The organism is Rubrivirga sp. (genome assembly GCF_049648075.1).
In the GTDB taxonomy this organism is placed as follows: domain Bacteria; phylum Bacteroidota; class Rhodothermia; order Rhodothermales; family Rubricoccaceae; genus Rubrivirga.
In genome coordinates this window covers 1-17,496 of record NZ_JBARYR010000131.1, presented here as the reverse complement: position 1 = coordinate 17,496, position 17,496 = coordinate 1, and the positions used below count along the sequence as shown (strand labels likewise).

The following is a 17,496-nucleotide window of genomic DNA, read 5'->3' as shown; positions in this document are numbered from 1 at the left end:
CGCCCTACGACCGGCCCGGCGACGGCTACGGCGGCCCGACGACCATCTTCGGCGAGATCGACGCGCTCGACCCGGACCTGATGCTGTGGCTCGGCGACAACACCTATCTCCGCGAAGTCGACTGGTGGAGCGCCGAGGGCATCGACTACCGCTTCCGCCACTCCCGCGCCGAGCCCGAGTTGCAGCCGCTCCTGGCCAGCGCCGCCCACTACGCGACGTGGGACGACCACGACTACGGTCCCAACGACTCCGACCGCTCGTACGTTTTGAAGGACGCCGCCCTCGACACGTTCACGCGCTTCTGGCCCTCCGCATCCCGCGGCATCAGCGGCGTGCCCGGCGTGTTCACGCACTTCCAGTGGGCCGACGTCGACTTCTTTCTGCTGGACGACCGCTACCACCGCTCGCCCAACAACGCGCCCGACGGCGAGCGGACCATCCTGGGCCGCGTCCAGATGCAGTGGCTCTTGGACGCGTTGACGTCGAGCCGCGCGCCGTTCAAGGTGATCGCGAACGGCGGTCAGATCCTGAACCCCATCGAGGTCTTCGAGACCTACGCCAACATCGCGCCGGCCGAGCGCCAGTTCCTGCTGGACGAGATCGCCCGGCGCGAGATCGACGGCGTGGTCATGGTCTCGGGCGACCGCCACCACACGGAGCTGATGCGGCTCGAGCGGCCCGGCACGTACCCGCTCTACGAGTTCACCTCGAGCCCGCTCACGGCCGGCGCCTCGACGTATGCGCTGCGCGAGGACTCGCCGGAGTTCGTCAACCCGCTCCGCGTCGAGGGCACGTTGGTAGCCGGCGTCCGCAACTTCGGGACGCTCACCGTCGAGGGCGAACGCACCGACCGCACGATGACCATGCGGACCTACGACCTCGAGGGCGCGCTCCTGTGGAAGCAGTCCGTCCGCGCCCGTGACCTCCAGACGCCGCGCGACGACGACTAAGGCAGACCGTCCTCGAGGTCACTCCATCGAGGACGAGCGAAGCCCACCGCTACCGGCGGGCTACCACATGACCCGCCCTCGAGGCCGAGACCTCGAGGGCGGGTCGGCTTTATCGGACGACCGTGAGCGACTGGACCACGCCTAGGCCTTCGCCGTCGGCCCGGATCACGTAGGCGCCGGGGACCAGCCCTTCGAGGACGAACCGCGCCTCACCCATTGGCAGTACCCCGTCCTCGAGGATGGCGACTTCGCGACCGAGCGCGTCGTACACGGCCACGCGGACCGGACCGGCCTCGATCACCTCGAGGGCGACCGTGGTTACGCCGGCGGAGGGGTTGGGGTAGGCCGTAAGCGTAGGGGTCGTGAGCGATTCGTCCTCGCTGTCGACGGCCGTGCCCAATGTGACGCGGAGCGTCAACCCGTCTCTCGAGCCCTGACTCGTGAACGTGAACGTGGACCCATCGGCAATCGACGTGGACGTGCCGTTGTCGAGGATCTCGATCCGCACCGGTCGGTCGTCGAGCGTGGTCGGAGCGGACTCGACCTCGATCTCGTACGTCCCGCGAACCGGGACCGTTACCACAAGAGGGACGACCGCTCCCGGTCCGGCGACGAGGTCCTCGAGGGCGATGACGTCGAATGCCAATCCGTCGGAGAGCCCGGCTACCGACAGCCCGAACGGGGCCGTTACGGCCAAGCCGTCGAGCGGGTCAAGGCCGGGTCGGCCGTCGCCGAACCGGAGGGCGAAAATGTCTCCGTCGTTGCTGAGAGAGCGGCGCAAACGGATCACAACGGCCTCTTCGTCCAGCGTTGTCTCGAACTCGAGTGCGCTAACCGGGAGCGCTCCGCGGGGCGCCTCCGCCCCGGTCACGGGTACGATCACGGCGACGTTGCTCGCGCTGGTACGGCGCCGGATCTGGAGGACTGCGACCTCGAAGGGCTCGAGAGCGAGTTCATCGAGGTCGGCATCGGTCCCTGAGAGAGACACGGGCCGGAAGGAATCGGTCTCCGTATCGAACACCGAGACGACGTCCAAGAGTGTTCCGTTGGTAATGGTGATCGCTCCCAGATCGAGCGTCTCGTCGCGAGGGTTGCCGATCGCCACCAGCACCCGATCACCGACCTCGACGCCGGTGTACCGGATCGGCACGATCGGGGCGGCTCCAGTTAGAGTGAGAACTGTCCCGGGAGCCGCATCGAGGGCGACGGCTTGCCCTGCCGACACGATCGAGGTCGGGCTGAGGGCGACGAGTGCGCCTCCGGGACCGATTCCGAAGACCGTGTTCGTGCCTGCGGCACGGGCGATATCGCCCGCTGTGAGCCCGCCGACCGGGGACGCAAACGTCCTCAGGCCACCGTCGTCGCGGCCGTTTCTGTCTTCGTCGAGAGGCGCGACGGTGACGGTCGACGCCGCACCGTCGTCGTTGACGATCGTGAGGGTAAGCGTGGTGTCACGGATGGTGAACCCGACGGGGTCGTTTCCGGTCGCGTTGCGAAGCGCGAAGACCACCGTCTCGTTGGGCTCAGGAGCCGCGTCATCCGTGATCGGAATGTCGAAGGTGATCGTTTGAGCGTCCCCACGCGGGAGGGTGATCCTACGGGACTCGAAGCCGGCGACGTCGGCCGGGTCGCCCTCGACGAGGACCACGTCAACTGCGCCCGACGCCGCCACGCGATCAGCGATTCGGATGGAGGCGCGGTACACGCCGGCGTTCTCCGGGACCGTCGCCGTCCTCGTGGAGAACCCAACCCCGATCCCGGTCGCGCCGACCTCGAGGACGACGGTGCTCGGGCTCGCGATGGCGACCCCGACGGGGTTCTGAAGCTCGAAGGTGAACGACTCCGGCGACTCCGTCCGGCCGTCATCCGTTACGAAGACGGGAACTTCCGCCGTCGTATCCCCACGATCGAATTCGACGGTCGTGGTCTCAAAGTCGTCCAGGTCGTCCGCGTCGCCGTCGATCAGAACCACGTCGACGGACACGCCCCCGCGAGGAGCGGGCTCCGACAAGCGCAGCACCAGATCGGTCGTGCGCCCTTCGGTCCCGAAGAGGCGGCTGGACTCGAACGAGACGCCTCGTTGAACTGTGATCTCTTCGGAGAACTCGCTCGTCTGGATCAAACGGTTCCTCGACCCGAGCCTCGTCGCCGTAGCGGTGATGGTCTGCCCGAGCGAAACGCCGCTCAGGTCGATCTGTACCGAGCCGTCGCCGTTCCGGTCGGTGGTCAGCGTTCCGCTGTTCCGGAGGGTTTCGCCCTGGCCGTTGTCTGACGTGAACACCTGAATCAAGAACGACGTCGAGGGCGACGAGTCGAGCGTCACTTCGGCTGTTGAGCCACGGCTGTTCGTGCCGACACGGAGGACTGGAGCGTTCTGAATGTTGTCGGTTTCGTTCGGGTCGTTCGAACTCACACCGTCGTCCTCGATGTCGATCCCGATCCCGCCGTTGTCAAAGATCGAGTTGTCGACGATCGCGACCGTTCGAGGAGACCCGGTCACAACGACTCCTTCCCCATTGAACCGGATCACGTTGTTGGAGATGACGACGTCACTCGAGCCGACGACAGAGACCCCTACTCCTGAAAACTCGATCGCATTTCCAGCAACACGGACGTCGTCCGTGTTAACGATCGAGAGCGCCGTACTGAACCCCACTCCGGTAAGGGTGAGGTCCAGGATCTCCGAGCCGGCGCCGCCGGTCGTGACAGAGACCACGTCGAACGAACCCGACCCCTCGAGGACGACGTTCTCAGACCTGCCGGAGAGTTCGATCGGGGAACTCAGAATCACGGACGTTGAAAGAGTGATCGTGCCCGACACTGAGAACACGATCCGGTCGGCTCCACCCCTCGTGTTCGCGAGTGCAACCGCCTCGAGGATTGAGCAGTCGTCGGAGGTGCCGACGTTGCAGCTGCCGTCGTCGCCCCCATCGAGGGTATTGACGACAATGGTCTGGGCGTAGACCGGGGCCGCCAGGGCGGCCATCAGGACTAGAGCGTAAAGACGGAACATGCGGGTAGGGAGGAGTAGAGAGCAGACGCTAGATAGTAGACGCGATCGCGCAGCGCCACATCCTTCGCACAGATTCCCCGTCCGGCGTTAGCCTTCGCCCTCGAGGGCGCGACAGGAGCGAATCCACGAAGGTGAAAACGCCGTGCCCGACCTCGAGGTCGGCCAGACCTCGAGGTCGGCCAGAAGGACAAGGGTTCAAGGTCGGCCCATGCATGGACCTCGGGTCCGGTCCACCGGCTTCGAGGACGCTACTTCCGCTTGAACGTCAGCGTGAGCGGCACTCCGACGAATCCGAACGCCGCACGCAACCGGTTCTCGAGGTAGCGGCGGTAGCTCTCCTTGATGCCCTCGGGCGCGTTGCAGAAGAACGCGAAGACCGGGGGCTCGGCGCGGACCTGGCTCGCGTACTTGATCTTGACGTAGTTGCCGCGGTGCGACGGCGGCGGGGTGCGCCGCGTCGCGGCCTCGAGGGCGTCGTTGAGCTGGGCCGTCGGGATGCGCTTCTGGCGCTCTGCAAAGACCTCGAGGGCGATGTCCAGCACCTTCTCGGCGCGCTGGCCCGTCAAGGCCGAGGCGAACACGACGGGCACGAAGTCGAGCAAGCCTAGGCGCTCCTTGATCGAGGCCTCGAGGTCACGGGCCGTGTTGGTCTCCTTGTCCTCGACCAGGTCCCACTTGTTGATCACGATGACCATGCCCTTTTTCAAGCTCTCGGCCTCGCGCAACACGCGGGCGTCCTGGGATTCCAGCCCGCGCTCGCCGTCGATCAGCACGACGGCCACATCGCACGACTGCAGCGCGCGCTCCGTCCGGAGCGTGGAGTAAAACTCGACGTTCTCCTTGATGCGGGCCTTCTTGCGCAGCCCGGCCGTATCGACCAGGACCAGCTCGCGGCCTTTGTAGTCGAGCCGGGCGTCCACGGCGTCACGCGTGGTCCCGGCGACCTCGGTCACGATAGACCGCGTGCGGCCCAGCAGCTTGTTCGCGAGCGACGACTTACCCACGTTCGGCCGACCCAGGAAGGCGATGCGCGGCGCGTCGTCCTCGAGGGTGCTGTCGGGCTCGTCGGGGAGAGCTGCGACGACGGCGTCCAAGAAGTCGCCGGTGCCGGTCCCGTTGATGGCGCTGAGCGCGAACATCTGCTCGAAGCCCAACCCCCAGAACTCGGACGCTTCCAACTTTCGGGCCGTGTTGTCCGCCTTGTTGGCGACGACGATGACGGGTTGCTTGGCACGGCGAAGCTGGGCGGCGACCTCGGCGTCGAGGTCGGAGATCCCGGTCAGCGTGTCGACGACGAACAGGATGACGTCGGCCTCCTCGATCGTCAGCATGACCTGCTCGCGGATCGCGGCGTCGAACCGTTCGGCCGAGCGCGGGACGAGGCCGCCGGTGTCGACCAGGTCGAACTCGCGGCCGGTCCACTCGACGGTCCCGAACAGGCGGTCGCGCGTGACGCCGGGCTGGTCGTCCACGATCGCGCGGCGCTCTTCGGTCAAGCGGTTAAAGAGGGTCGATTTGCCGACGTTGGGCCGGCCGACGATCGCGACGAGGGCCATCGGTGCGTGCAAAGGGAGCCACCAAGCTAGGCCGATCGGGAGGCGGAGACCTCCGCCGGCTCTTCGCGTCCTCGAGGGCTCCCGTCTCGTCCTCGAGGGCCAGGCGAGACGGGAGCCGCGTCTTCGAGCTCGGGCCTCTCCTCTTGACGCCGTGACTTCGAGGCCACACCTTGCGGCTCTACGGGTACCACGCACCGAACCCATGCGCCTGTTTGTCCTCTTCTTTGCCCTCGCGCTCGCGCCCGCCGTCTCGGCGCAGCTCGCCCCGTCCGACTTCGTCATCGGCGTCCAGACGGCGGACGGCGAGCCCATCGCAGGGGCGACCGTCCAGTTCGCAGGCCAAGGCGTCAGCACCGACGCCCGTGGTGAGGCCGTCCTCGAGGACGTCCAGCCCGGCCGCTACCCCGTCCGCGTGTCGTTCGTCGGGCTGCCCACGCGTGAGATCGCGGCCGTCCTCGAGGGCGGCGGCCCGTGGGGCCTGATCGTCGAGATGGCGGACTCGGCGACGTTGCTCCTCGAGGTCGTGGTCGAGGGCCGAGACTTGAGCACCTCGCGCCTGGCGGCCGACGGGTTCTTCCAGCGCGAGGCGCTGGGCGGCGGCACGATCCTGCGGCCCGACGACATCGAGCGCCGCAACCCGATCACCGTCTCCGACATCTTGCGCGGGGGCGTCCTGGGCGTCCGAGTCCAACAGGGCCGGTTCGGCGAGATCGCGACCTCGAACCGCCGCGGCACCGCGTGCCGGATGGACGTCTACCTCGACGGGACCTACTCCCCAGTCTTGACCGAGGCCCTCGACGCGCAGTCGGCGCAGGGCATCGTCGCGGTCGAGGTCTACCGCGGCGCGACCCAGGTGCCGCTCCAGTACCGGCTCTCCAACGGCGACCCGGGGAGCGGGAGCGCGGCCGGGTGCGGCGTGGTCTTGCTCTGGTCCGAGTTCAGCCTGGACCCGTCCGAGACCCTGTAGCGGGCTGTCCCGTCGCCTGTCCCGGTCGACGCTGAAGCACGGGTCTTCGCGGCGACCTCGAGGGCGCCGACTGTGAAGAGCCCTCGCGGCGTCCTCGAGGACGCGCATCGTCCTTGACGGGACCGCACGTCGCCCTCACCTTGTGTGCAGATACACATGCGTCTCTTTGCCATGCGCGCACTCCTCTGCTTCGTCGTCCTCGCCCTCTCGCCTCTCGCGAGCGCGCAAGACGGCGTCTCCGACTTTATCGTCGGTGTCCAGACGCCCGAGGGCGAGCCCGTCGTCGGCGCGTCCGTGCTGGTCGGGGCCAAAGGAGCGAGCACCAACGCCGATGGCGAGGCCACCATCGAGGACATGGCACCCGGACGGTACCGGGTCCGCGTCTCGTTCGTCGGCCGGATCACGCGCGAGATCGCCGCGCGCCTGGACGCGCCCGGTCCGTGGGGCGTCATCGTCCAGCTCGCCGACAACCCGGTCTCTCTCGGCGACGTCGTCGTCGAGGCCCGGGACCTCAGTTCGTCGAGGATGGCGTCCGACGGCTTCTTCGACCGACTCAACCTGGGAGCCGGGACGGTCTTGACCATCGAGGACATCGAGCGCCAGGCGCCGATCTTGCTCACGGACTTGGTCCGAGGGTCCGCCCCGGGAGTCCGCGTCCGCGACGGGGTCAACGGCCCGGTCGCGACGGTCCAGACGCGCGGGGCGGAGTGCCAGATGGCGGTCTACCTCGACGGCGTCTACTACTCCTTTGCCAGCGAGAACTTGGACGCGGTCTCCGCGCAGGACGTCGTGGCCGTCGAGTTGTACCCGCGTACAACGCAGGTCCCGGTCCAGTACAACCGACTGGGCGAGAGCGACGGCTGCGGCGTGATCCTGGTGTGGACCCAGCTCGGGATGGCCGAGCGGCGGTAAGCCGACCTCGAGGTCGGATCAGGATCGACCCACACGTGAGGCCGCGCGCGCCCTCGAGGACGTGCACATTCGGTGGAGGGCGGAATATTTGACGCCGCTGAGTCGTCTAGGAGGCATCACACCCGACGCCTGATGAGCCGCTTGTACCTCGCCTTCGCCCTGCCCGTCGTCGTCCTCACGACGTTGGCCGCGGGGTGCGCCACGACCCAGCCGGAGCCCGCGGCCGGCCCGACGGTCGGCATGGAGATCGACCCTGCGCGTGCCGACACGGCCGTCTTCGCGGGAGGGTGCTTCTGGTGCATGGAGAAGCCGTTCGAGGAGCTCGAGGGCGTCGCGTCCGTCGTCTCAGGATTCGCCGGCGGAGACGTTCCGAATCCGACGTACGACCAGGTGACGACCAAGACGACGGGCCATTACGAGGTCGTCGAGGTCATCTACGACGCGACCGTCGTCCCGTACGACACGTTGTTGCAGGTCTACTGGCACAACGTGGACCCGCTGGACGGCGGAGGCCAGTTCTGCGACCGCGGGAGCCCGTACCGCCCGGCCATCTTCGTGAGCACGGCAAGCGAGCGCGCGGCGGCCGAGCAGACCAAGGAGTTCTTGAACGGCCGGTTCTCCTCACCGGTCGCGGTCGAGATCCTTGACGCGGCCCCGTTCTACGCCGCCGAGGAGTACCACCAGGACTTCTACCGGACCAACCCGGCGCGCTACACGAGCTACCGCATCGGGTGCCGCCGCGACGCCCGCCTCGACGAGTTGTGGGGCGACAATGCCGGCGTCCTCGGCCCGGCGCTCTAGCCTCTCCCCGCCATGAAACGCCTTCTCCCGGTTCTCGGAGCCGCCCTGGTCCTCGCATGCGGCGTCGTGTTCGTCGCCGCCAGCGACGACGCCGAAGCGTCCTCGAGGACGGACGGCGCCACCCTCTCCTACACCCCACCCGCCGACATCGACATGTCTGACTCAGCCCTCAAGGACCGCCTGACGCGGATGCAGTACTACGTGACCCAGAAGGACGGCACCGAGCCGCCGTTCACGAACGCGTACTGGAACAACAAGGAGGCCGGCCTCTACGTCGACGTCGTGGACGGCACGCCGCTGTTCGCGTCCACGACCAAGTACAAGTCCGGGACGGGCTGGCCCAGCTTCTGGCAGCCCATCGAAGGCGCGCCCGTCGTCGAGAAGGAGGACAAATCGCTGTTCATGACCCGGACCGAGGTCCGCTCGGCCTCGAGCGACAGCCACCTGGGCCACGTCTTCCCCGACGGCCCCGAGCCGACGGGCCTGCGCTACTGCCTCAACTCGGCCGCACTCCGCTTCGTCGCCGTCGCCGACCTTGAGGCCGAGGGGTACGGTGAGTACGCGTCGCTCTTCCAAGACGCCGAGACCAACAGCTGACATGATCCGCCTCACGCTCCTCGCCCTCTTCCTGGCGGCGCCCGCGTTCGCCCAGGCGCCCGGCTCGGACTGGCGCAAGCCGTCCGACCGCGAGCTCCGAAGCCAGCTCTCCGCCCTCGAGTACCGCGTCACCCAGGAGGACGCCACGGAGCGCGCCGGCACGAGCCCGCTCGACGACAACGACCGCGCGGGCATCTACGTGGACGTCGTCTCGGGCGAGGCGCTGTTCTCGTCGCGCGACAAGTTCGACAGCGGGACCGGCTGGCCCAGCTTCGTCCGCCCGATCGACGCCGACGCGGTCACGGAGCACCGCGACATGTCGTTGGGCAGCCTCCGCATCGAGATCCGATCGGCGCTCGCGGACTCACACCTGGGCCACGTCTTCGGCGACGGCCCCCGCAACCGCGGTGGCCTGCGGTACTGCATGAACGGCGCCGCCATGCGCTTCGTCCCGGCCGCCGACCTGCGCCGCTTGGGCTACGGCGAGTACGCCGACGCGTTCGGGCAGTAGGTCCGCCCTCGAGGTCGGGACGCAGGACGGTTCGCGTCCTCGAGGGCGCCGCCGCGGCACTCTCGAGGTCGACTACACCGGCAGCGTGATCGTGAACGTCGTTCCCTCGCCTTGGGCACTCTCGACCTCGAGGGTACCGCCGTGGCCCTGCGCCACGATATCATAGCCGATGGACAGACCGAGACCCGTTCCCGAGCCCGTCGGCTTGGTGGTAAAGAAGGGTTCGAAGACGCGCTCGCGGACGTCGGGCGGCATCCCGGCACCGTTGTCCGAGATGCGGATCTCGACGGCGTCCCCGTGCCGGCGCGTCGCGACGGTGACGAGCGGGTCGCGGCCCTCGATGCCCCGGACCGCGTCGAACGCGTTGTCGATCAGGTTGATGAGCACGCGGCCCATCTCCGGCCCCACGACCTCGACGCTGCCGGCGTCGTCCTCGAGGTCGTAGACCAGGCGCGTGGTCGAGTTCGGATGCCGAGCTCGCGTCCCGTGGTACGCCAAGGCGGCGTACTCCTGGACGAGCGCGTTGAGGTCCGTGCGCTCGCGCTCGCCGCCGCGGCTCCGGGCGTGGTCCATCATCGACCGAACGATGCCGTCGGCGCGGCGGCCGTGCTCGGCGATCTTCTCGGCGTTGAGCTTGAGGTCGTCGAGCAACGCCGCACGTTCCTCCGGGTCCGTCTCGTCCTCGAGGTCGGCGACCAGGTCGACGGAGAGCGACGCGAAGTTGGTCACGAAGTTGAGCGGGTTCTTGATCTCGTGCGCGATCCCGGCCGTGAGCTGGCCGAGCGACGCCAGCTTCTCCTGTTGGATCAGGCGAGCCTGAGCCGCTCGCAACTCGTCGAGCGACGCCTCGAGTTCGGCCGTCCGCTCCTCGACGCGGTCCTCGAGCGTGTCGGCGTAGGCGCGGAGCTCGGACTCGGCCGTGCGGAGCGAGCCGGCCATCACGTTGAAGTCCTCCGTCAGCAGACCGATCTCGTCCCGGGCTCCGACAGGCACGTTGGTGTCCAGGTGCCCCCGCGCTGCGCGTCGGACGCCGTCCACGAGCCGCTGGAGGGGCCGCGTAAGTCCTTCGCGCAGGTAGAGCGGGAACGCCGCCAGCACCGAGAGCCCGGCACCGATCAAGAGCCACAGGTAGGGCAGGGCCCGGGCCTGATCGGCGGAGCGGTAGGCGTGCGAGCGGCTCTGGAGAGCGGCGTCGCCGGCGGGGACGGTGACGCCCAGCTCCCAGGCGACCGCGCGGGGGCGGCGGCCACCTCCGGGGGAGAATCCCCGTGACCACAAAAGGTCGTCTCCGATCTCGCCATAGGCGAACGAGAACGACCCGGTCTGCTTCATCTGGAGCTGGACGGTGACGGCGCTGTCGAGGCCGCTCACCGGCACGTCGCGCCACGTGATCGAGGCGCGTCCCGGCGCCCGCGCGACGCTCACGCTTCCAGGCGTAGGGGCGAGCGACGTTCGCAGCGGGGCGATCCACCCTGCGTCGGACCCCTCGACGATATCCCAATAGGTCAAGAGGGTGTCGGCGCCGAACGAGACGGACCCGTCATCGTCCACGAGCACCTCGCTCCAGGCCTGCCCCCCGAATGGAAACTCGAACCCAAGCTCCACGCGGGACACCTCCCCGTCCTCGAGGTCGATCGGGTCTCCGTCCTCGAGGACGAGCGGACTCCCACGCTCGGTCCGGTACCGGTCGCCCTCGAGGACGTAGGCCAGCGACTGCGGCGTGATGCCGGGGACCGAGGGCGGCCCCGCGAACGCGACGACGGACGCCACGCCGAGCGACGTCACGACGGCGAGGAACCCGAACGCCACGACCTTGACCACGAAGCTCGTCGGCTGGGAGTCGTAGTTGACGTAGAGCGTCACGAGCCCCATCATCACGACGGCCCACACCACCAAGGCGATCTGCTCGTCGAGGGCGAGGGAGATCAGGTCGGTGTCGCGGAAGAGGCCCACGACCGGAATGATCAGCCCGCACAGAATGATGGCGCCGAACGTCCGGAGCGCCTTCCTCGAGGACGCGCTCGCGTCCGGCGCCTGGGCCTCCCGTTGACGCCGCGCCTCGCGTCCGAGGATGGCGAGCGCACAGACGCTGAAGACGATGACGGTCGCGGTCCCTACCAACTGGACCGCGGCTCCCGAGGGGGCCGGGCTCGCGTACTCCACGTGGACGAACGCGATGGCCGCCGCCGCGGCGAGCCCGGTGCCTGCGAGGACGCGCCGGGCGCCGGGCGTGTAGCCCGCCCCTCGGAACCCGTACGCCACGCCGATAAACGCCCAGGTCGCGAGCACCACACTGCTCCACGTCAGGGGCGTCAAGACGTCCTGTGCCCAGGACGCGTTCAGGACGTAGAAGCCGGCGAACGAGGCGTGGTGCAGCGCGAAGCCCACCATCGCCATCGCCAGCCAGGCCGTTCCCGGGGCCTTTCGCACGCGAGACGCGAAGTAGCAGAACAGGACCGCCGTGAGCAGGACGAGGCTCAGCCGGGGAAGGGAGGCCGCTGTGATGTAATACCAGTCCATGCTCCGGCTCCCGAGCGAAAGAGGGAGTATACCCGGATCACCCCGGCGCCGGACGAGCCCGGCTCTCGCCTGCGACGGCTTCGAGGACGAACCGCCAGATGCGGTAGCCGTCGAGGCCGGTCTCGGCGTAGTAGTCTTGGACGGTGTAGAGCCCGTCGTAGCGGTAGCCCTCGAGGGGCGGGTCCCATACGCCTCGGCCAACGCCGCGGCTCACGCGGACGGGCAACCGGCGTCTCGCGCTCTCAGCTAGGGCGAGGTTGGACCGCGCGAGGGTCTGGTCCCCGATCTGCCGGCCGGTCTTGGGGTGCCTCGCCCCGGAGCCCGTGTACAGGATCGAGTCCCCGCGGTCGCGGTCGTCGACGAACGCGCAGTTCAGGATGATCGACTCGGCGCCCTCCTTGGCGCGACCGCAGATGCCGGCCCGTCGAGGGCGGTGGACGCCCGCGAGCGACAGCGCGACCCGGTCCGGGAACAGCGCGCCGACCTCGATGCCGGGGACATGACCGAACGTGGAATCAGACAAGCCGACGGCCTCGATGGTGCAGCGCCACACCCGCCGAGGCGCCAGCAACCGCGGCGGTGAGCGCAACCGGGGACGCCAGGATGGACAGGTAGATCAGGAACTGTCCGCCGGTGGTCACGAGGTCGCCGGGCCGCTCGGCGAAGAACTCGCCACCACTCGCAGCCTCGAGGACGGTTCCCACCAGCATTGCCAGTCCCGCCGCAAGCACCATCACGCACCCGCCGACGAGCCCCGCCCAGACACGCGTCGGCCTCGAGGACGCGACCGGCCAGAGCACGCGCGCGGGAAGCGCCGCGCACAGGAAGCCGGCCGCCGGCCACGCGAGGCTCCAGTCACCCGCACCGACGGCGAGCCCGAGAGCCAGACCGAGCACGGCGCCCAACAGCCCGAACGCGACCGCCGCCGGTCGCGAGAGCCGTGAGGCCGGCGTAGCCAACGGCACTACAGCCTCTCCTTCCGCTCGAGGTACAGCGCCCGGCACAGCATGACCGCCGCCTGGGCCGTCTGGTCCGTGAACCAGTAGTTGACACCCGCTCCGATGGCCGCGCCCGCGATCGGGATGGTCTGAGCCAGCTTCTGGGCGCCGAGGTTCTTCGCGATCTCGCGCGGCACGTGCCCGAGCTGCTCGCGCAGCGTCCCCTGCGCCTTCCGACCTCGGTAGCCGCCCGAGTCGATCGCCGCGGCTGCGACGGCCAGCTCGCGGAGCGCGTCCGACTTGGCCTCGCGGCTCCCGCTCGCGGCCACGTTGAAGATGTTCACCACGAGCGGCGTGTAGCCCGGCCCCTTGAGCGGGAAGCCGTAGGCCGCGGCCACCTGCTGGATCAGGCGGAAGTTGACCGTGAACAGGACCGGGATGTCGGCCGCCAAGAGCAGCGCGCCGCCCAGCCCCGCGCCACCGCCCGACAACGCCGCCAGGATCGAGTTTTCCGACGCGTACTGCTTCGCCAACGCATCGAGGTCCTCGAGCGGCCGGTCCCGCAACTCCCCCACCGTCTCGACCTCGATGCCGACCTTCTCGGCCTTCGCAATCACGTCGTCGGCGTCGTAGGTCCACGCGCTCGCGTCGTTGAGCGTCGACAACGCCTGGGTCAGCGCGTCCGTCAGCGCGTCCAAGACGGACTCGGGGACGAACTGGTCGAACGCCCAGTCCACCGGCTTCATCGCGAACCCGAGCGCCTGCTGGAAGATGGACTCGCCCCGCTCCCAGCGGTCGACTTCACGTTGGGCGGTGCGTTCGTACTCGGTCAGGCGCATGGGGGCGGGGTGCGGGTGTCGAGCCACGCGGTCCGCGTCACTCCGTGCTAATGTCGTACTTCTTGAGCAGCCGGTACATGGTCGCCCGGCCGATGCCGAGCTCGCTGGCGGCCCGTTCGACGTTCCGCTCGCAGATCTCGAACGCGCGCTCGACGGCGCGGCGCTTGAGCTCGTCGAGCGGGACGACCTCGTCGCTAGGGGCGAGGGCCGTCGTACCGGACTCGTCCGCTGAGAGTTGCGGGCCCGTCCTCGAGGGCGACTCACCACGGCCCGACCTCGAGGACGAACCACGGTCGACGGCGAGGGGCGGCAGGTCGTCCCAGGACGCCGGTCGCGGGGACGGGACGGGCGGGGAAAGCTCGCGGTCGACGGAGTCGCCGGACACGGACGGCGCGGGGGCGTCGGTGCGCTCGGCCCACGGACGGATCGCGTTTGGGCCGTTGAGCAGGAGGTCGTCGACCGTGATCTCGTCGGCGTCGGCGATCAGGATCGCGCGCTCGATGGTCGACTTGAGCTCGCGGACGTTGCCGGGCCACGCGTACTCGAGGACGGTCCGCACCGCGTCGGCGCCCAGGCGCTTGCCCTTGAATTGGGGGTGGGCCTCGAGGTAGTCCTCGAGGAAGCCCTGCGCCAGGAGCAACACGTCGTTGCCCCGTGCACGGAGGGGCGGGAGCGCGACTGGGAACTGGAACAGTCGGTAGTAGAGGTCCTCGCGGAACGTGCCGGCACGGACCATGTCGAGGACGCTCCGGTTCGTGGCCGAGATCACGCGGCACTCGAACGAGATCGTCTTGTCGCCGCCGACGCGGGTGACCTCTCGGGTCTGCAACGCACGCAGCAGCTTGGCCTGAAGCCCGAGATCGAGCTCGCCGACCTCGTCCAGAAACAGCGTCCCCCCGTCCGCCTGCTCGAACTTGCCGATGTGGCGGGCGTGGGCGCCCGTGAAGCTGCCCTTCTCGTGCCCGAAGAACTCGGACTCCATCAGTTCTTTGGGGATCGCGGCGCAGTTGACGACCACGAACGGGCCGGTCTCGGGCTTGCCCGGCAGCGGGTCCGAGTTGAAGTGGATGGCCCGTGCAACGAGCTCCTTGCCCGTCCCCGACTCGCCCTCGATGGCGACCGTCAGGTTGCCGCGGAGCGTCTTGCGGACCAACCGATAGACGCGTTCCATCGCGGGGCTGTCGCCCACGATCTCGTCCATCCCGTACTTCTGCGCCACCTCGGCGCGGAGTTGCTCCACCTCGCGAGAGAGCCGGACGGAGTCCTTGAGCCGCGTCACGACCACGTCGAGCTTGACGAGGTCGTCCTGGCCCTTGGTGATGTAGTCGGTCGCGCCGCCCTTCATCGCCTCGACCGCGACGTCGGCGGTGCCCTGTGCCGAGATCATGACGACGGGCAGGTCGGGGGCGAGCAGCCGGAGCCGCCGCAGCGTCTCCATGCCTCCGATCCCGGGCATCATGATGTCCAGAAACACGATGTCGGGCTGCTCGGCCTCGAGGGCGTCGAGCGCGTCCTCGCCGCAGTGGAAGACGCTCACCTCGTGGTCCTTCGGCTTGTCGAGCCGGTACGAGAGGAGGCGGGCGTAGTGCTTGTCGTCGTCGACGACGAAGAGGCGTGTGGTCACGGGACGCGGGCGTGGGGCTGGCGGTATCGGCGTCCGCTCGGGATCGTTGAGCCACGCCCGTTCAGGCGCCGACCTCGACGCCGTGTGGCTCCCGTCCCGTCCGTTGTTTTCTCAGAGTGAGACGATGTCGTACGGCGCGGCGCACCCACGCCACGGCCGATATTCCGGCCTCGTCACCCGACCGCCATGCTCCGCGCCCTCACCCTCCTCGCGGTCCTCTCCCCTCTCGCGACGGCTCAGACCGTGCGTGTCGGCCTCGAGGCTGCCGTCCTCGAGGCTGCCGTCCTCGAGGGGTCGAACTCGTACCAGCGCGCTGATCTCCGGGACGGCGTCGCCAGCCTCCGCTGGCTCGACTCTGATTTGGTCCGGCTGGTCGTCGATGGGGATGCGATCTCCGTCGGCACCGCTCGAGCGGCTAAACGACCGCGTTCGCGTCGGCGCCCTCGAGGTCAAGGGGCTCGGGACCATCGACGCTCGCGTGTTCCAAGACGCCGTGCTCTACCGGCTGACCGACGGCCTCGAGGTCGACTCCGTCGCGGTGGACGGGTCCGCGTTGTGGCTCCGGCCGTCGGAGCAGGCCGTCGCCGTCCAACGGGGCTTCTCCGGTCCCAACGCGACGTTTACCGACCTCGAGGGCGCTTCCGTTTCGACCTCTGACCTCAAGGGCCGGACGGTGGTGATGGTCTGGTGGTCCACGGCGTGCACGTTTTGCGAGGAGGCTCGGCCGGCGATCAACGGGACGGCAGCGCGCTACCTCGAGGACAAGTCGGTCGTCTGGCTCGCACCGGCCGGCGCATCGGACGTCGAGGCCGAACCTAACCGGAGCTCGATCGTGTCGTTTCTGGAGTCCCGGCCGTACGCGCCCCGCGTCGTCCTCGCGCCAGCCGACGCCCTCGGTGCGTACGCCGTCGGCGGCTACCCGCGCTACACCGTCCTCGATGCGGCCGGCCGGATCGTGTTTGACGAGAGCGGCTCCCACGTCGACCGCGTCGCTCACCTCGAGGCCGCCATCCGCCAAGCGCAGCGCTAGCCGACTCGAGGCCGATCCAGCTAGATAAAGATGAGCCCGAGCACGCCGGCGACGTAGCAGTAGGCCGCGAACCACGCCAGGCTACCGCGCTGCACGAACGCGATCACGACCTTGATGGCCCAGATCCCGCTCGCAAACGCGACCAGCGTCCCGACGACGAGCGGAACGAGACCGACGGTGAGCCCGGTCTCGAATAGGTCGAGCGCCTTGAGCCCCGTCGCCCCGACGATGACCGGGAGCGACATCAGGAACGAGAAGTCGGCGGCCTCCTTCCGGTCCACGTTCATGTAAATGGCCGTGCAGATGGTCGAGCCAGAGCGCGAGATGCCCGGGATCAGTGCGGCCGATTGCGCCAAGCCGACGAGGGCTGTTTTGAGGGGTGTCAAATGTCCGCCCGGGTTCGGGCGGAGCCGAGTCAGCAACAGCACGGTCCCCGTGACCAACAGCATTCCACAGACGAACCGGGGGTCTGAAAACGCGTCCTCGAAGAAGTCCGCGAACAACACGTAGACGATTCCCGTCGGGATCATCGAGAGCAAGACGTAGAGCGAGAGCCGCGTGCTCGGTATCACGCCCAGCGCCCCACCCGTCTCGTCACCGACCTCCTGTGAGAATGGCTCCTCTGGCGCGCGCTCGATCGGCCCGCCAGCCCACGCCTGGCGGATGAGGGACGGCTGCCGGATGGCTCGCCACAGGTCCTTTAAGATCGTCGTGATCCGCTCGCGGTAGACGGTCACGATGGACAGGACCGTCCCAAAGTGAACGAACACCTCGAACGAGATGTCCGCGTCGCCGTTGGGCATCCGGGGCACGTCGATGCCGAGCAGGTGCTGGCCGAGCACCAGGTGCCCTGAGGACGAGATCGGAAGGAACTCGGCGATCCCTTGCAGGAGGCCCAACAGGGCCGCTTGCCACCAGAGCATAGGAAGAGAGGACGGGAGAGGGGCAGGCGCCCAGGACGGGCGGTCTGCGAACCTACGCCGCCCAGCGGCCCGCGGTCCCGATCCATCGTCGAGGGCGAGGTGGCCACGCCGCTCGCAGCGGCCTCGAAGGCGGACGGAACCGTCCCGCGTCCTCGAGGACGCCGCTGGAATCCCCGACCGTCACCCCGGCGACGTCGGCACCACATCGAGGACGTCTTCGCGGTCGACGCGTACCAGCCCGGGAGGCCCGCCCTTGATGGGGCGGACGTACTTCCGCTCCGTCACGGTGACCGGCACGACCGACTGCGTCTTGGC

The 17,496-nt window shown here is 68.7% G+C and carries 15 protein-coding genes; 7 read left to right on the top strand and 8 right to left on the bottom strand.

The features are described from left to right. Positions 1 to 950, top strand: a 950-nt coding sequence (locus WBA11_RS03800; RefSeq protein WP_424519395.1) for an alkaline phosphatase D family protein, incomplete at its 5' end; no start/stop codon positions are given. Positions 951 to 1,059: 109 nt separating this feature from the next. On the opposite strand, the gene WBA11_RS03795 is transcribed toward WBA11_RS03800, so the two are convergent. Further along, positions 1,060 to 3,963, bottom strand: coding sequence for a Calx-beta domain-containing protein (locus tag WBA11_RS03795; RefSeq protein ID WP_424519394.1), 2,904 nt, complete (start codon positions 3,961 to 3,963; stop codon positions 1,060 to 1,062). Positions 3,964 to 4,211: 248 nt separating this feature from the next. Then, positions 4,212 to 5,519 (bottom strand): ribosome biogenesis GTPase Der, encoded by a 1,308-nt coding sequence (gene der / locus WBA11_RS03790; RefSeq protein WP_424519393.1) that lies wholly within the window; start codon positions 5,517 to 5,519, stop codon positions 4,212 to 4,214. Positions 5,520 to 5,721: 202 nt separating this feature from the next. Between der and WBA11_RS03785 the strand changes: the two genes are divergently transcribed. The 5 genes from WBA11_RS03785 to msrB (WBA11_RS03765) all read left to right on the top strand — a co-directional run bounded on the left by WBA11_RS03785 (position 5,722) and on the right by msrB (WBA11_RS03765) (position 9,307). Then, positions 5,722 to 6,486, top strand: coding sequence for a carboxypeptidase regulatory-like domain-containing protein (locus tag WBA11_RS03785; protein ID WP_424519392.1), 765 nt, complete (start codon positions 5,722 to 5,724; stop codon positions 6,484 to 6,486). A 171-nt stretch (positions 6,487 to 6,657) separates the two neighbouring features. Then, complete coding sequence (locus WBA11_RS03780; RefSeq protein ID WP_424519391.1) at positions 6,658 to 7,398, top strand: carboxypeptidase regulatory-like domain-containing protein; 741 nt, start codon at positions 6,658 to 6,660, stop codon at positions 7,396 to 7,398. A 132-nt stretch (positions 7,399 to 7,530) separates the two neighbouring features. Beyond that, positions 7,531 to 8,199 carry a peptide-methionine (S)-S-oxide reductase MsrA gene (msrA, locus tag WBA11_RS03775; protein ID WP_424519390.1) on the top strand — a complete coding sequence of 223 codons (669 nt, stop codon included), beginning with the start codon at positions 7,531 to 7,533 and terminating at the stop codon, positions 8,197 to 8,199. Positions 8,200 to 8,211: 12 nt separating this feature from the next. Continuing rightward, entirely contained in the window at positions 8,212 to 8,796 is a 585-nt protein-coding gene (msrB, locus tag WBA11_RS03770; protein ID WP_424519389.1) for a peptide-methionine (R)-S-oxide reductase MsrB, read from the top strand. A gap of 1 nt (position 8,797) precedes the next feature. Continuing rightward, positions 8,798 to 9,307, top strand: a complete 510-nt coding sequence (msrB, locus tag WBA11_RS03765; RefSeq protein ID WP_424519388.1) for a peptide-methionine (R)-S-oxide reductase MsrB — start codon at positions 8,798 to 8,800, stop codon at positions 9,305 to 9,307. Between the two features lie 72 nt (positions 9,308 to 9,379). On the opposite strand, the gene WBA11_RS03760 is transcribed toward msrB (WBA11_RS03765), so the two are convergent. Genes WBA11_RS03760 through WBA11_RS03740 form a run of 5 tightly spaced genes read right to left on the bottom strand, consistent with a single transcriptional unit; the run spans position 9,380 to position 15,228 of the window. Then, a complete protein-coding gene (locus tag WBA11_RS03760) occupies positions 9,380 to 11,827 on the bottom strand; it encodes a sensor histidine kinase (protein ID WP_424519387.1) in 2,448 nt (815 codons plus the stop codon). A 37-nt stretch (positions 11,828 to 11,864) separates the two neighbouring features. Further along, the gene (locus WBA11_RS03755; RefSeq protein ID WP_424519386.1) at positions 11,865 to 12,350 is read right to left on the bottom strand and encodes a YDG/SRA domain-containing protein; all 486 of its coding nucleotides are present in this window, start codon (positions 12,348 to 12,350) and stop codon (positions 11,865 to 11,867) included. After that, positions 12,343 to 12,792, bottom strand: a complete 450-nt coding sequence (locus WBA11_RS03750) for a hypothetical protein (protein ID WP_424519385.1) — start codon at positions 12,790 to 12,792, stop codon at positions 12,343 to 12,345. The genes WBA11_RS03755 and WBA11_RS03750 overlap by 8 nt, the downstream gene beginning before the upstream one ends. Further along, positions 12,792 to 13,604 carry an EcsC family protein gene (locus tag WBA11_RS03745; RefSeq protein WP_424519384.1) on the bottom strand — a complete coding sequence of 271 codons (813 nt, stop codon included), beginning with the start codon at positions 13,602 to 13,604 and terminating at the stop codon, positions 12,792 to 12,794. The genes WBA11_RS03750 and WBA11_RS03745 overlap by 1 nt, the downstream gene beginning before the upstream one ends. Before the next feature lie 37 nt (positions 13,605 to 13,641). Beyond that, positions 13,642 to 15,228, bottom strand: coding sequence for a sigma-54-dependent transcriptional regulator (locus tag WBA11_RS03740; RefSeq protein WP_424519383.1), 1,587 nt, complete (start codon positions 15,226 to 15,228; stop codon positions 13,642 to 13,644). A gap of 385 nt (positions 15,229 to 15,613) precedes the next feature. On the opposite strand from WBA11_RS03740, the gene WBA11_RS03735 reads away from it, so the two are divergent. After that, positions 15,614 to 16,258, top strand: coding sequence for a TlpA family protein disulfide reductase (locus WBA11_RS03735; RefSeq protein ID WP_424519382.1), 645 nt, complete (start codon positions 15,614 to 15,616; stop codon positions 16,256 to 16,258). Positions 16,259 to 16,278: 20 nt separating this feature from the next. On the opposite strand, the gene WBA11_RS03730 is transcribed toward WBA11_RS03735, so the two are convergent. Beyond that, on the bottom strand, positions 16,279 to 17,157 hold the full coding sequence (locus WBA11_RS03730) for an undecaprenyl-diphosphate phosphatase (protein WP_424519381.1): 879 nt from the start codon (positions 17,155 to 17,157) through the stop codon (positions 16,279 to 16,281). Positions 17,158 to 17,496 lie beyond the last annotated feature (339 nt).

Excerpts from the sequence above, each read along its gene's own strand:
- WBA11_RS03735 (WP_424519382.1), top strand. The coding sequence starts at position 15,614 with ATGCGATCTCCGTCGGCACCGCTCGAGCGGCTAAACGACCGCGTTCGC.
- WBA11_RS03795 (WP_424519394.1), bottom strand. The coding sequence starts at position 3,963 with ATGTTCCGTCTTTACGCTCTAGTCCTGATGGCCGCCCTGGCGGCCCCG.
- WBA11_RS03745 (WP_424519384.1), bottom strand. The coding sequence starts at position 13,604 with ATGCGCCTGACCGAGTACGAACGCACCGCCCAACGTGAAGTCGACCGC.
- WBA11_RS03780 (WP_424519391.1), top strand. The coding sequence starts at position 6,658 with ATGCGCGCACTCCTCTGCTTCGTCGTCCTCGCCCTCTCGCCTCTCGCG.
- WBA11_RS03760 (WP_424519387.1), bottom strand. The coding sequence starts at position 11,827 with ATGGACTGGTATTACATCACAGCGGCCTCCCTTCCCCGGCTGAGCCTC.
- WBA11_RS03785 (WP_424519392.1), top strand. The coding sequence starts at position 5,722 with ATGCGCCTGTTTGTCCTCTTCTTTGCCCTCGCGCTCGCGCCCGCCGTC.
- msrB (WP_424519389.1), top strand. The coding sequence starts at position 8,212 with ATGAAACGCCTTCTCCCGGTTCTCGGAGCCGCCCTGGTCCTCGCATGC.
- der (WP_424519393.1), bottom strand. The coding sequence starts at position 5,519 with ATGGCCCTCGTCGCGATCGTCGGCCGGCCCAACGTCGGCAAATCGACC.
- msrA (WP_424519390.1), top strand. The coding sequence starts at position 7,531 with ATGAGCCGCTTGTACCTCGCCTTCGCCCTGCCCGTCGTCGTCCTCACG.
- msrB (WP_424519388.1), top strand. The coding sequence starts at position 8,798 with ATGATCCGCCTCACGCTCCTCGCCCTCTTCCTGGCGGCGCCCGCGTTC.